The 13,569-nt window shown below is 71.0% G+C and carries 13 protein-coding genes; 10 read left to right on the top strand and 3 right to left on the bottom strand.

The window, feature by feature from the left end; all coding sequences use genetic code 11:
* Nucleotides 1-27: 27 nt before the first annotated feature.
* The 5 genes from AC1PME_RS01530 to AC1PME_RS01510 all read left to right on the top strand — a co-directional run bounded on the left by AC1PME_RS01530 (nucleotide 28) and on the right by AC1PME_RS01510 (nucleotide 3,357).
* On the top strand, nucleotides 28-390 hold the full coding sequence (locus tag AC1PME_RS01530) for a DUF192 domain-containing protein (RefSeq protein WP_481097087.1): 363 nt from the start codon (nucleotides 28-30) through the stop codon (nucleotides 388-390).
* Nucleotides 387-1,067 carry a TadE/TadG family type IV pilus assembly protein gene (locus tag AC1PME_RS01525; protein ID WP_254459954.1) on the top strand — a complete coding sequence of 227 codons (681 nt, stop codon included), beginning with the start codon at nucleotides 387-389 and terminating at the stop codon, nucleotides 1,065-1,067. The genes AC1PME_RS01530 and AC1PME_RS01525 overlap by 4 nt, the downstream gene beginning before the upstream one ends.
* A complete protein-coding gene (locus AC1PME_RS01520) occupies nucleotides 1,057-1,698 on the top strand; it encodes a hypothetical protein (protein ID WP_481097086.1) in 642 nt (213 codons plus the stop codon). Before AC1PME_RS01525 ends, AC1PME_RS01520 begins: the two co-directional genes overlap by 11 nt.
* A gap of 30 nt (nucleotides 1,699-1,728) precedes the next feature.
* Nucleotides 1,729-2,673: a 2-dehydropantoate 2-reductase gene (gene panE / locus AC1PME_RS01515; RefSeq protein ID WP_481097085.1), complete on the top strand. Its 945-nt coding sequence runs from the start codon at nucleotides 1,729-1,731 to the stop codon at nucleotides 2,671-2,673.
* Nucleotides 2,674-2,853: 180 nt separating this feature from the next.
* Nucleotides 2,854-3,357, top strand: coding sequence for a hypothetical protein (locus AC1PME_RS01510; protein WP_481097084.1), 504 nt, complete (start codon nucleotides 2,854-2,856; stop codon nucleotides 3,355-3,357).
* A gap of 320 nt (nucleotides 3,358-3,677) precedes the next feature.
* On the opposite strand, the gene AC1PME_RS01505 is transcribed toward AC1PME_RS01510, so the two are convergent.
* Entirely contained in the window at nucleotides 3,678-4,475 is a 798-nt protein-coding gene (locus AC1PME_RS01505; protein WP_481098047.1) for a TatD family hydrolase, read from the bottom strand.
* 97 nt (nucleotides 4,476-4,572) lie between these two features.
* Here AC1PME_RS01505 and hrpB point away from each other — a divergent pair, with 97 nt between their 5' ends.
* Both hrpB and AC1PME_RS01495 read left to right on the top strand, forming a co-directional pair.
* A complete protein-coding gene (hrpB, locus tag AC1PME_RS01500) occupies nucleotides 4,573-7,185 on the top strand; it encodes an ATP-dependent helicase HrpB (protein ID WP_481097083.1) in 2,613 nt (870 codons plus the stop codon).
* Between the two features lie 375 nt (nucleotides 7,186-7,560).
* Nucleotides 7,561-7,974: a hypothetical protein gene (locus AC1PME_RS01495; RefSeq protein WP_481097082.1), complete on the top strand. Its 414-nt coding sequence runs from the start codon at nucleotides 7,561-7,563 to the stop codon at nucleotides 7,972-7,974.
* Nucleotides 7,975-8,226: 252 nt separating this feature from the next.
* On the opposite strand, the gene AC1PME_RS01490 is transcribed toward AC1PME_RS01495, so the two are convergent.
* Nucleotides 8,227-8,763 carry a pseudouridine synthase gene (locus tag AC1PME_RS01490; protein WP_254461313.1) on the bottom strand — a complete coding sequence of 179 codons (537 nt, stop codon included), beginning with the start codon at nucleotides 8,761-8,763 and terminating at the stop codon, nucleotides 8,227-8,229.
* Nucleotides 8,764-8,849: 86 nt separating this feature from the next.
* Nucleotides 8,850-9,707 (bottom strand): class I SAM-dependent methyltransferase, encoded by an 858-nt coding sequence (locus tag AC1PME_RS01485; RefSeq protein WP_481097081.1) that lies wholly within the window; start codon nucleotides 9,705-9,707, stop codon nucleotides 8,850-8,852.
* A gap of 175 nt (nucleotides 9,708-9,882) precedes the next feature.
* Between AC1PME_RS01485 and AC1PME_RS01480 the strand changes: the two genes are divergently transcribed.
* From AC1PME_RS01480 to AC1PME_RS01470, 3 genes are all read left to right on the top strand, one after another.
* On the top strand, nucleotides 9,883-10,842 hold the full coding sequence (locus tag AC1PME_RS01480; protein WP_481097080.1) for an aldo/keto reductase: 960 nt from the start codon (nucleotides 9,883-9,885) through the stop codon (nucleotides 10,840-10,842).
* Nucleotides 10,839-11,876, top strand: coding sequence for an NADP-dependent oxidoreductase (locus AC1PME_RS01475; RefSeq protein WP_481097079.1), 1,038 nt, complete (start codon nucleotides 10,839-10,841; stop codon nucleotides 11,874-11,876). Before AC1PME_RS01480 ends, AC1PME_RS01475 begins: the two co-directional genes overlap by 4 nt.
* An 812-nt stretch (nucleotides 11,877-12,688) precedes the next feature.
* Nucleotides 12,689-13,558, top strand: coding sequence for an IclR family transcriptional regulator domain-containing protein (locus AC1PME_RS01470; RefSeq protein ID WP_481097078.1), 870 nt, complete (start codon nucleotides 12,689-12,691; stop codon nucleotides 13,556-13,558).
* The last annotated feature ends 11 nt before the right edge of the window (nucleotides 13,559-13,569 follow it).

Genomic DNA, 13,569 nt, shown 5'->3' with positions numbered 1-13,569 from the left:
TGCGGCACGCTCCGACGCGAAGGGCAGGTGCTGCTGCACAGCGTATGGCGCGCTGACACCTGGTGGCTGCGGCTGCGCGGCCTGCTTGGACGCGCACCGCTGCGGCCGGGGGAAGGCCTGCTGATCGAGCCGTGCAACAGCGTGCATACCCTGGCCATGACATACCCGCTCGATCTGCTGTTCTTCGATCGCGACGGCAACGTCTTGGACTGGCGCGAAGGCGTGCGCCCTTGGCGCGGCGCCCTGTGCCTGCGCGCCCACGCCACACTTGAACTGCCACCCGGTACGATGCAGGCGCTGCAGCCTGTGCGTGGCGAGCATCTGGTGTGGTGGCCGGCGGAATCGTCCATCGCGACCGGCATCGTCGCTCCTGCAGGAGAACGCTCATGATCGCATTGCGCTATTCACCGCAGCACCAACGCGGTCAATCCCTGATCGAATTCTGCGTCGTCGTCCCAACCTTCCTCTTCCTGGTCCTGGTGATCTTCCAGTTCGTGCTCATCTACCGGACCAAAAGCGTGCTGGACTATGCCGCCTTTCAAGCGGCCCGGGCCGGCGCCGTCAACGGGGCCAGAAAGAACGACATGGCAGATGCGCTGGCAGGCGGCTTGACGCCGCTGTTCGTGCAGTCCCCCGATGTCGCCAATGTGCTGGTGACCAAGCAGAAGATCCGCTACACCGAGGTGCAGTTATTTTCCAGGATCGAGGTCATTGCGCCGACCCGCGCCGCCTTCAATGAGTTCCGCGAACGCCAGTATGACGGCCACTATGCGCTTCCCAACGACAGCCTAGCGTTCCGCAACGCCAACGTCGGTGGCAGCCAGGTCAATGTGCAGGATGCCAACATCCTCAAGATCAAGGTCACCTACAACATGCCATTGATCGTCCCCTTCGTCGACCGCGTCATCGTCGGCCTGTCGGATTTGGTCAGCGGCGGCGAAAGCTACACGCCTGCCTCGATGCTGTTCGAAGAGCCGATCAGCGGCCATCGCCGTCTGCCCATCGAGTCCTATGCCGTGGTGCGCATGCAGTCCCCCATCTACGAAGCCGGCAATCTTGATCATTGAGCGGCCGCTCTCGGTCTTGCTGGCCAGCTTGCTGCTTGCGGCTTCAGCCGCCGCATCCGCGCAGGCGCAGGAAGACGCAGCGGAGCCGCTACAGGCGCGCCTGCAGGCGCGCGCCTACGGCGTCGGCCCGCTGGGCCCGAAGCAGGCGGGCGATGCGGTCCAGCTGGAGGTGCGCTTGCGTGGCGATGCCATCCGCATCGACTTCGTCGGCGCGCAGGCGCCCGATGCCTATCTGATCAACCCGGGGACGCGCGGCCGCGGCTGGCTTGTCAGCCAATCCGGCGACTATCGCCTGCCCGTCGCAGACGCCAGCGGCCCCTATTGGTACGATCCCGCCGATCCTTGTGCCAGGATCGGCGGGCGCTGCGCGCCGGCACCCGGCGAATTCATCGCCGGCCGTCTGGCTGCGGGATGGCGCTACGATGCTGCGCAAGGCCCGGACGGCACGACATCCGGTACGCTATGGCTCGATCGCAGCGGCCTGCTGCTTGGTTATCGCGGCAAGGTCGGCAACCGTCGCGAGGAGCGCAGCTTGCGCGTGGATGCGGTAAGTTTCGAGGCCGTTCCCGCCGAGGTCGTCACGCCCCCCGAGGGCTTGCGTACACCGGAAGCCTCCAGGCCGCTGCACTGAGCGCCTGTCCCCCTTCGCGATCCACATCTCATGCGTATCCTGATTCTCGGTGCCGGCGCGACCGGCGGTTATTTCGGCGGACGCCTGGCCCAGGCCGGGGTCGACGTCAGCTTCCTGGTGCGGCCGTCGCGGGCCGCGCGCCTGCAACGCGACGGCCTGCGCATCCGCAGTCCGCGCGGCGATGCGGCGATCGCGGTGACCACGCTCACCGCCGAGACGCTGCCTAGCGCCGCGCAGGCGCGGCCGTTCGATCTGGTGCTGCTCAGTTGCAAGGCCTACGACCTGGACAGCGCGCTGGACGCGGTGGCGCCGGCCGTGCACCACGGTACCAGCGTGTTGCCGATCCTCAACGGCCTGCGCCACTACCCGGTGCTGGATGCGCGCTTCGGCGCGGAGCGGGTGATCGGCGGGCTGTGCTTCATCAGCGCGGTGCTCGACGCCGACGGCGCGATCCAGCACCTGGCCAAGCCGGCCTCGCTGACCTTCGGCGAGCGCGACGGGCGCGGCGCCGACAGCGCGCGCGTGCGTGCCCTGGCCGACGCCTGCGCGCAGGCCGGCGTGGATCACCTGGCCGCGCCGCGGATCGCGCAGGAGCAATGGATCAAGTACACCTTCCTCACCGCGCTGGCTGCGGCCACCTGCCTGATGCGCGCGCCGATCGGGCGCATCGTCGCCAGCGACGACGGCGTGGCGCTGGTCCGCGGCCTGTACGCCGAATGCACCGCGGTGGCCGCGGCCGCCGGCGAAGCGGTGCCCGAGGCGGCGCAGGCCAGCGCGCTGCACCTGCTGACCCAGCCCGGCTCGCCGATGAAGGCCTCGATGCTGCGCGACCTGGAAGCCGGGCAACAGGTGGAAGCGCAGCAGATCGTCGGCGACATGCTGGCCCGCGCCCGCGCCGCCGGCCACGCGGCGCCGCTGCTGATGGCCGCGTACTGCCACCTGCAGGCGTATCAGGCCGGCCTCCCCGCACGCTGACGCGCATGGGGAGAGAGCGATGCGCGGTACGGGCGCGTCCGTCGCGCCCGCCGCGGCGGGCGGCGTGCGGGACCATCGTGCCCGCGTGCCGCCCCAAGGCCGCCACGCGTCTTCGCGCGCCGCTGACGCACTCCACGCCTATGCTCGCCCACCACACAGGGGCAAGCGACGGGCACGCGCATGGAAAAACTGTTCCGCGGCGGGCATTTCCTGATCATCGTAATGTTCCTGCTGTGCGCGGCGGGATTGATCTGCATGGCCGTGCTGGAGCTGTGGCACGGCCTGACCCCGGGCGGCGAACTGGTGGTGCGCGACCGCTTCAACGTGGTGCTGGAGGCGATCGGATTGCTCACCGTGGCGTTGGTGACCCTGGAGCTGGGCCAGACCATCTACGAGGAAGAGGTGCAGCGCGACGTCAAGGTCAGCGGACCGACCCGGGTGCGCCGCTACCTGTCGCGGTTCTTCGTGGTCATCGTCATCGCCCTGGCGATCGAGACCCTGGTGTCGATCTTCGAACTGATGCACGACGATCCGTCCAAGCTGCCCTACGCCGCGGCGGTCGGCCTGTGCGCGGCGCTGCTGCTGATCGCCTGGGGCGTGTTCGTCAAGCTCAACCGCAGTGCCGAGGAACTGGAGCCGGAAGCCATGGCCGAAGCCAAGCGCGAGGATGCGCAGGTCGATTGACGCGGGTGAGTGCCGCCCGGGCAGGCCGACTCACGTTACCCGAGTAGGAGCGGCATCAGCCGCGACGAATGACGCCCAACGCCGACTGACACCATCAGGCGTCGGGACTGAAGTCCCTCCCACACGAAAATCCCAACCCACTCCGTGCATCGGCCAGTAGGGTCGCGCAAAGGGTCGGCATGGCTGCCGTGCCATCAGCCGCGACGAGGTGCCCGGTCGCGACTGAAGCCGTTCCTACAAAAGATGCGGGCAGCGCCCGTTTTTACGACTCCCGACTCCCGAATCCCAACTCCTTCCCGAAACCCGCCGCGCCGACTTGCTCAGCCCGGCGTCGGCAAACGGAAGAACGTCCGCGCGGCGGCAGTGCTGGAAGCAGCGACCGTGGCCACGTCCTCGCCGCGATCGCGCGCCAGCTCCTCGACGATGTGCGCCAGGAACGCCGGTTCGTTGCGCCGGTCCTTGGGCGTGGGCTTGAGCGTGCGCGGCAGCAGGTACGGCGCGTCGGTCTCGATCATCAACCGGTTGGCGGGAATGTGCTTCACCAGCTCACGCAGGTGCGCGCCGCGGCGCTCGTCGCACAGCCAGCCGGTGATGCCGATGTACCAGTCGCGATCCAGGTAGTCGAACAGTTCCTCGCGGCTGCCGGTGAAGCAGTGCACCACCGCCGGCCCGAGCTTGCCGTCGAACTGGCGCATCAATGCCATGAAGTCGGCATGGGCGTCGCGCTGGTGCAGGAATAGCGGCTTGCCGGTATCCACCGCCAAATGCAGTTGCCGCTCGAACGCGCGGTGCTGTGCCGGGCGCGGCGAAAAGTCACGGAAATAATCCAGGCCGCACTCGCCCACCGCCACCACTTCGGCATGCAGGTGCAGCGCGCGCAGTTCGGCGTCGCACTCGGCGGTGTACTCCACCGCGTGGTGCGGATGCACGCCGGCGGTGGCGTACAGCACGCCCGGGTGCTGCTGCGCCAGCTGCAGCGCCAGCGGCGAGTGTTCGCGGCTGGCGCCGGTGACCACCAGCTGCGCGACGCCGGCGGCATGGGCGCGCTGCAGCACCGCGTCGCGGTCGCGGTCGAAGGACTCGTGGGTAAGGTTGGCGCCGATGTCGATCAGGGTCATGCGGTTGCGCGGAAATCCGTCGGGAACGCCGCCGATTGTACGGGCCACGCCCCTGCCGCCGCTCTACAGCGGCGCGGCGGCCCCGTATCCTTGGCCGATGACGTCCGCCGTGTTTCCGATCGATCCGTTGCTGCCGCAGATCCGCGACAGCCTCGCCGCCCATCCGCGCCTGGTGCTGGAAGCACCGCCCGGCGCCGGCAAGACCACCCAGGTGCCGCCGGCGCTGCTCGACGCGCCCTGGCTGCAGGGACGGCGCATCGTCATGCTGGAGCCGCGCCGGGTCGCCGCGCGCAGCGCCGCCACCTTCATGGCCCGGCAGCGCGGCGAAGCGCCGGGCGAGACCGTGGGCTACCGCATCCGCTTCGAGAACAAGGTGTCCGCGCGTACCCGCATCGAGGTGGTCACCGAGGGCATCCTGACCCGCATGCTGCAGGACGACCCGATGCTCGACGGAGTCGGCGCGCTGCTGTTCGACGAATTCCACGAGCGCCACCTGGCCGCGGACCTGGGCCTGGCCCTGGCCCTGGACGTGCAGGCGCAGGTGCGCGAGGACCTGCGCATCGTGGTGATGTCGGCGACGCTCGATGGCGAGCGGCTGGCGCAGTTCCTCGACGCACCGCGGCTGTCCAGCGCCGGGCGCAGCTTCCCGGTGGAGATCGCGCACTTCCCGGCGCGACGCGAGGAGTCGCTGGAAGCGCAGACCCGGCGCGCGGTCGAGCACGCGCTGCAGCAGCATCCAGGCGACCTGCTGGTGTTCCTGCCCGGGCAGCGCGAGATCGGGCGGGTGCAGGCGGCGCTGGAGGCGGCCGGTGTGGGCGGCGGCGCAGCGCCAGGAGACGGTGCATCGGGCCCGACCCCAGCAGACACCGCTTCCGGCGCACCCGCATCCGGCGCTGCGCGCCACCTTCTCCCGCGGGGAGAAGGGAGCGGGGTCGAGGTGTTGCCGCTGCATGGCGAGCTGCCGGTGGAGCAGCAGAGCAAGGTGCTGCAGCCCGATCCGCAGGGCCGGCGGCGGGTGGTGCTGGCGACCAATGTGGCCGAGTCCTCAGTGACGCTGCCCGGGGTGCGCGTGGTGATCGACGCCGGGTTGGCGCGCGAGCCGCACTACGATCCCAACAGCGGCTTCTCGCGACTGGACGTGGCCGCCATCGCCCAGGCCTCGGCCGACCAGCGCGCCGGGCGCGCCGGGCGCGTCGCCAGCGGCTGGGCCTATCGGCTGTGGCCGCAGTCGCAGCGCCTGGAGGCGCAGCGCCGCGCCGAGATCCTGCAGGTGGAACTGGCCGGGCTGGCACTGGAGCTGGCCGCCTGGGGCAGCGATGGCCTGCGCTTCGTCGATCCGCCGCCGCCCGGCGCGCTGGCCGCCGCCCGCGAGTTGCTGCAGCGGCTGGGCGCGCTCGGCGCGAACGGCACCATCACCGCCAGCGGCCGGCGCATGCTCGCGCTGGGTACCCATCCACGCCTGGCGGCGATGCTGCTGGCTGCCCACGATGCGCGCGCGCAAGCGCTGGCCTGCGACCTCGCCGCCCTGATCGAAGCGCGCGACCCGCTGCGCCAGGGTGGCGATGCGCTGGCCGCACGCTGGCGCGCCCTGGCCGCGTTCCGTCGCGGCCGCGTCCCGCACGACGCCAACCGCGGCGCGCTGGCGGCGATCGACGCGGCCGCCAGGCAGTGGCGGCGGCGCCTGCGCAGCGATGCCGCCGCGCCGGACAGCGTGGAGGCGCATGCGCTCGGCGATCTGCTGGCCCACGCCTTTCCCGACCGCATCGGCACCCGCCACCCCAGCGATCCGCTGCGCTACCAGTTGGCCAACGGCCGCAGCCTGCGTCTGTTCGAGCACAGCGACCTGCGCGGCGAGCCCTGGCTGGTCGCCACCGAACTGCGCCACGACGCCAAGGACGCGCTGCTGCTGCGCGCCGCGCCGGTGGACGAGACCTACCTGCGCGCACAGTTTCCGCAACGCTTCGTGCAGGACGACGTGGTGCGCTGGGACCCCGAGCGGCGCGCGCTCAGCGCGCTGCGCGAGACCCGCTTCGATCGCATCGTGCTCGACAGCCGCCCCGCTGGCCGGGTCGAGCCGGCGCAGGCGGCCGCGGCGCTCACCGAGGCGGTGCGCGAACTGGGGCTGCAGGCGCTGCCCTGGAGCGAGGGCCTGTCGCAGTGGCGCGCGCGGGTGGCCGGACTGCGCCAGTGGATGCCGGAACTGGACCTGCCGGACCTGGGCGACGCCGCGCTGCTGGACAGCCTCGACGACTGGCTGCGCCCGGCCTTCGCCGGCAAGACCCGGCTCGACGCGCTCGGCGAAGACGAGTTGGGCGAGGCGCTGAAGACGCGGCTGCCGTGGGACCGCCGCCAGGCCATCGACCGCCATGCACCGGTACGCATCGCCGTGCCCTCGGGCATGGAGCGGCGCATCGACTACAGCCTGGACCACGCCGGGCAGCCGCAGCCGCCGGTGCTGGCGGTCAAGCTGCAGGAACTGTTCGGCCTGGCCGATACGCCGCGCATCGCCGATGGCCGCGTGCCGCTGCTGCTGCATCTGCTCTCGCCGGGCGGACGGCCGCTGCAGGTCACCCAGGACCTGCGCAACTTCTGGTCCAGCACCTACCCGGAAGTGAAGAAGGAAATGAAGGGCCGCTACCCGCGCCACCCGTGGCCGGACGACCCCTGGACCGCCACCGCCAGCCACCGCGCCAAGCCGCGCGGCACCTAGGGCGTGCCATCGATCCCGCGCGGGCCGCGCGGTGATGGCGCGCGCCTGCGGCAGGGACCAGGCAGGCAGCGAACGCCCGTGCACGCCCGAGCGACAACGCGGCCATGGGTGTGCGCAAGCGGCCCGTCGGGTTGCGCCTGGCAGGCGCGCGCGCGGCCGGCGCCGCGGCTCGACCCGATAGCCGGTCGGGCACTGCGCCACGCACTGACGACGGTGCGCCCGGCACGCCCACCGCGGCGTGCCCGGGCCTGATGACGCAGCGCACGCGCACGGCCGGCATTCAGCCCGCAGACGAATCCGCGGCGCAGCGCTAACGCCCCGTATACGGTGCGCGGGCGACACTGCACTCCTTCATTCCTGCCAGAAGGGACGCCCATGAGCAAGCTGACCATCATCACCGACCGCGCCCTGGATCTCGCCAGCCACGCCGGCGACAGCCTCAAGCATCTCGGCCCGCAGGCGAACAAGTGGCTGCAGTCGGGCAAGGCGGTGAGCGCGCTCAAGGCCGGTGCCGCGCTGGGTGCGGTGAAGACCGGCACCAAGGTCGCGCGCTCCGCGGTGCGCCGTAACCCGGCCGTGGCCATCGCCGCCGCCGCGGTGGGCATCGGCCTGCTCGGCTATGCCATCTACCGCAAGCGCCAGCGCGACAAGGGCGCGCCGATCGAAGGCAATGCGCAGCGCATCGAAGCCGCCAGCAAGCGCGGCAACTCCGGTGCCCGCCGCAGCGCTGCCAGCACCCGCAGCACGCGCCGCAATGCGGCCGCGCAGGATGCCGCCACCGAAGAGTGAGATGCGCCGGCTGCCAGCGACGGCAGCCGCGGGGCAAGACGCAGCGACCGGGAGAGATCCCGGTCGCTTTTTTTATGGGCTGGCGGCACGTCGCTTCCCACGTAGGCGCGGTTTCACGGCACTTCCAGTAACTCCGGGACGCATCTTGTAGGAGCGGCTTCAGCCGCGACACGACGTTCCCGGTCAACCGTCGCGGCTGCAGCCGCTCCTACGCGCGCACGCCTGTGCATGCGCGCCAATGCACCTCGCACGCTACAGCGCGCGCCACGCGCCCGGCGCCAATCCGTCCAACCGGTGCGCGCCCATCGCCGCGCGCACCAGGCGCAGGGTCGGCAAGCCCACCGCCGCGGTCATCCGCCGCACCTGGCGGTTGCGGCCTTCGCGCAGCACCACCTGCAACCAGGCATCGGGCACGCGCTTGCGGAAGCGCACCGGCGGATCGCGCGGCCACAGCGCCGGCGCCGTCTCCAGCAGGCGCACCTCGGCCGGCGCGGTCGGGCCGTCGTTCAACAGCACGCCGTCGCGCAGGCGCTGCAACTGCTCCGCTTGCGGCGCGCCCTCCACCTGTACCCAGTAGGTCTTGGGCTGCTTGTGCCGCGGATCGGTGAGACGGTGCGCCAGCGCGCCGTCGTCGGTGAGCAGCAGCAGGCCTTCGCTGTCGTAGTCCAGGCGTCCGGCCGCGTATACGTCGGCGGGCAGGCCGAACTCGGCCAGGGTGCGCCGCGGCGGGTCGCTGCGATCGGTGAACTGGCACAGCACGTTGAAGGGCTTGTTGAAGGCGATCAGCATCGGCGGGAACGGCGGCGGGACCTGCGCCGCACGGCGCGGCGCGGGCATTGTCCCATGCGCCCGCGCCGCCCCGCCCGCGTGCCGGCTCAGCGCTTGACGAACTTCAGGGTCATTCGGTCGCTCTCGCCGATCGCCTGGTACTTGGCGGCGTCGGCGGCGTCGTGCTGGTTGCTCGGCGGCAGCGTCCACACGCCGCCCGGATAGTCCTTGGTATCGCGCGGATTGGCGTTGACCTCGCTCTTGCCGGCCAGCTTGAAGCCGGCCGCCTCGGCCATGGCGATCACCTGCGCCTGGCCGACATAGCCGCTCTTGTCGTCGGCCGGCACATCGGCCTTGGCGCGGTGTTCGACCACGCCGAGCACGCCGCCGGGCTTGAGCACCTGGTAGAAGCCCTTGAACATGCCCTCGGCCTGGCCGGCCATGCGCCAGTTGTGCACGTTGCGGAAGGTCAGCACCAGGTCGGCCGAGCCGGGCGGGCCGAACACCGGCGCGTTCGGCGCATACGCCACGATGCGCGCGCGGTCGTACTGCGCCGGCGCCGCAGCGAATTTCTGCTCCAGGCCGGCACGCGCCTTCTGCTGGTAGTCGCGGCCGCGGCCTTCCGGCACGGCCGCCGGATCGACCACCGCGGCGATGTACTGGCCGCGCTGGCGCAGGTACGGCGCCAGGATCTCCGCGTACCAGCCACTCCCCGGAGTGACCTCGATCACCGTCTGGGTCGGGGTGATGCCGAAGAACGCCAGGGTCTGGCCGGGATGGCGATAGGCGTCGCGCGCGACGTTGGCGCGATCGCGCCAGCTGCCGTCGACCGCCGCCTGCAGCGCCGCGTCGGGTGCCGGCAACGTGGCGGTGTCGGCGGGCTTGATCGCCTGTGCGGCGGGCGCGAGCAACGCGGTGACGACGGCCAGGGTGCAGGCGCAGGCGAGCGAGGTTCGAAGCGTCATGGAAGGCATCCGTAATAGGAAGTGGCGCGAGCCTAGCACGCACCCCGGCAAGGCCGGATGTTGCGCTCCCGTTAGCGCGAATCACGCCGACGGAACGCTGTTTTCGCGAGCATTGGCCGATCCGTCGATCCACCGCGACTATCCTTTCCTCTTTCCCCACAGTGGAGCGTTTTCCATGCTGCACACGCGCGAACTCGGCCGCTCCGGCCTGCATGCGGCACCGTTGGCGTTCGGCGGCAACGTGTTCGGCTGGAGCGCCGACGCCACGACCTCCTTCGCCCTGCTCGATGCCTTCGTCGAGGCCGGCTGCAACCTCATCGACACCGCCGACATCTACTCGGCCTGGGTGCCCGGCAACCATGGCGGCGAATCGGAAACGCTGATCGGGCAGTGGCTCAAGCGCAGCGGCAAGCGCGACAAGGTGCTGATCGCGACCAAGGTCGGCAAGTGGGCCGAACGTCCCGGCCTGTCCGCCGACAACATCGCCGCCGCCGCGGAGGACTCGCTGCAGCGCCTGCAGACCGACGTCATCGACCTGTACCAGGCGCACGAGGACGACGACGCGGTGCCGCTGGAAGCCTCGCTGGCGGCCTTCGGCCGGCTGATCGAACAAGGCAAGGTGCGCGCGATCGGCGCCTCCAATTACAGCGCCGCGCGCCTGTCCGAAGCGCTGAAAGTGTCCGCGCAATACGGCCTGCCCCGCTACGAGACGCTGCAGCCGGAGTACAACCTGTACGACCGTGCCGGCTACGAGGCCGAACTGGAGCCGCTGGTGCGCGAACAGGGCCTGGGCGTGCTGTGCTACTACGCGCTGGCCAGCGGCTTCCTCAGCGGCAAGTACCGCCGCACCGAAGACGCCGGCAAGAGCCAGGCGCGCGGCGCCAGTGTGGTCGCGCGCTACCTCAACGCGCGCGGCCTGCGCATCCTCGCCGCGCTCGACGACATCGCCGGCAAGCATGCCGCCACGCCGACCCAGGTGGCGCTGGCATGGTTGATGGCGCGGCCCGGCATCGTCGCGCCGATCGCCAGCGCAACCAGCCTGGAACAGCTGCAGGACCTGCTCGCCGCCGCACGCCTGCAGTTGTCCACCGAGGACATCGCGCAATTGAATACCGCAAGCGAGGAAACCGCATGACCGCTCCCACCCAGACCACCCGCATCGTGCTCGCCTCGCGCCCGCAAGGCGCGCCGGGCACGGACAACTTCCGCATCGAACAGGCGCCGCTGGCGCCGCCCGGCCCCGGCCAGGTGTTGCTGCGCAACCGCTGGCTGTCGCTGGACCCGTACATGCGCGGGCGCATGAGCGATGCGCCCTCCTACGCGCCGCCGGTGCAACTGGGCGAGACCATGGTCGGCAGCACCGTGGCCGAGGTGCTGCAATCCAATTCCCCCGACCACGCGCCGGGCGATCTGGTGCTGGTGCAGAACGGCGGCTGGCAAACCCATCTGGTCGTCGACGGCGCCGACCTGCGGCGCAAGCTCGACCCCGCCTCGCCGCTGCCGCCGAGCACCGCGCTCGGCGTGTACGGCATGCCCGGCTTCACCGCCTACGCCGGCCTGCACGAGATCGGCAAGCCGCAGCCGGGCGAAACCGTCGCGGTGGCCGCAGCCACCGGCCCGGTCGGCGCCACGGTGGCGCAGATCGCCAAGCTGCGCGGGGCGAAGGTGATCGCCATCGCCGGCGGCGCGGAGAAGTGCCGCTACCTGCGCGAGGAGCTGGGCGTGGACGTGGCCCTGGACCACCGCGCCGACGACTTCGCCGCGCAACTGCGCGCCGCCGCGACCGACGGCATCGACGTGTACTTCGAGAACGTCGGCGGCCACGTGTTCGATGCGGTGCTGCCGCTGCTCAACGATTTCGCGCGCGTGCCGGTCTGCGGCACCATCGCCACCTACAACGCCAACGGCGCGTTGCCGCCGGGGCCGGACCGGCTCCCGGCGCTGATGGGCCAGGTACTGCGCCAGCGCCTGACCCTGCGCGGCTTCATCGTCGGCGACTTCGTCAAGCTGTACCCGGAGTTCCTGCGCGAGATGGGCGCCTGGCTGGCCGACGGCCGCGTGCGCTACCGCGAACACGTCGTCGACGGGCTGGAGAACGCGCCGCAGGCCTTCATCGACATGCTGAGCGGCGGCAACTTCGGCAAGCTGGTGGTGCGGTTGGGCGACTGAGGCGGCAGGCCTGAGGCGGTGTCTTCGGTGAAGGACCTCCGATTCGACCCGCCGAATCCTCCTACGCGTACCGCACCCCAACTTCGGCGCGTCGCGGCTGAAGCCGCTCCCACACCTGCGGCACCGGCACTGTCGGAAGCTGACCTGTGGGAGGGACTTCAGTCCCGACGCGACGAATCCTCCCTCCCGTACCGCATTCCAACCTCCGCGCGTCGCGGCTGAAGCCGCTCCCACACGTGCGACACCGGCACTGTCGGGAGCTGACCTGTGGGAGGGACTTCAGTCCCGACGCGCCGAATCCTCCCTCTCGTACCGCCCTCAACCTCCGCGCGTCGCGGCCGAAGCCGCTCTCACACCTACGGCACCGGCACTGTCGGAAGCTGAGCTGTGGGAGGGACTTCAGTCCCGACGCGACGAATCCTCCCTCCCGTACCGCATTCCAACCTCCGCGCGTCGCGGCTGAAGCCGCTCCCATACGTGCGGCATCGGCACTGTCGGAAGCTGACCTGTGGGAGGGACTTCAGTCCCGACGCGACCAATCCTCCCTCTCGTACCGCATTCCAACCTCCGCGCGTCGCGGCTGAAGCCGCTCCCACACGTGCGGCACCGGCACTGTCGGGAGCTGACCTGTGGGAGGGACTTCAGTCCCGACGCGACCAATCCTCATGCTCGTACAGCATCCCAGTCCCGCACGTCGCGGCCGAAGCCCTCCTCCCTGTTTTTCATGGCGCAGGACGACGGTCCTCGCCACGGCATCGACGCCCGCGGATGCAGCCACTACCATCGGACGCATCGCCGCCGCCGCCGCTTCCATGTCCGACTCCCCGCGTCCCCCTCGCGCACGCCGCACCGCGCGCACCGCCACTGCCCCGACTCCGCCCGAGCGCGGCCTGGCCGCGGAACTGATGCGGCGCATCGGCGAATGCGAAGGCGACCCGAACTTCATGACCTCGCTGGCGCGCGGCCTGGCCGTGCTCAGCGCCTTCGGCCAGCACAGCCGCGACGTCAGCATGGCCCAGCTCAGCGCCGACACCGGCATCCCGCGTGCGGCGGTGCGACGCGTGCTCTACACCCTGGAGAAGCTGGGCTACGCCGGCACCCACGGCCGCGGCTACGTGCTGCTGCCGCGCGCGCTGGGCATCGGCAGCGGCTACCTGTCCACCGCCGCGCTGTCGGTGGCGGCGCAGCCGGTGCTGGACGCGCTGCGCGATACGCTGCACGAGTCCTGCTCGCTGGGCGTGCTCGACGGCGACGACCTGCTGTACGTGGCGCGCGCGGAGACGGTGCGGATCATGTCGATCGGCCTGCGCGCCGGCAGCCGCCTGCCGGCCTACTGCACCTCGATGGGCCGGGTGCTGCTGGCGGCGCAGCCGGGCGACACCTTGAACAGCTACCTGGAGCGCAACCCGCTGCGCCCGCGGACCGAGCGCACCGTCACCGACCGCGCGCAGTTCCAGGCCTTGCTCGAACGCGTGCAGCGCGACGGCTATGCGGTGGTGGACCAGGAACTGGAGATCGGCCTGCGCTCGGTGGCGGTGCCGGTGCGCAACCGCCAGGACCGCGTGGTGGCCGCGCTCAATGTCGGCAGCTCGGTGGCGCGGATGACCCTGGGCAGCCTGCAGGGCACGGTGTTGCCGGCGCTGCGGCAGGCGGCGCAGCGCCTGAGCCGGGTGCTGGACTGAGCGCCGCCGGC

The sequence above is a fragment of the Xanthomonas sp. NCPPB 901 genome (genome assembly GCF_056725085.1).
The sequence above is the reverse complement of the archived record's forward strand: the minus strand, read 5'-3'. Positions and strand labels throughout refer to the sequence as shown.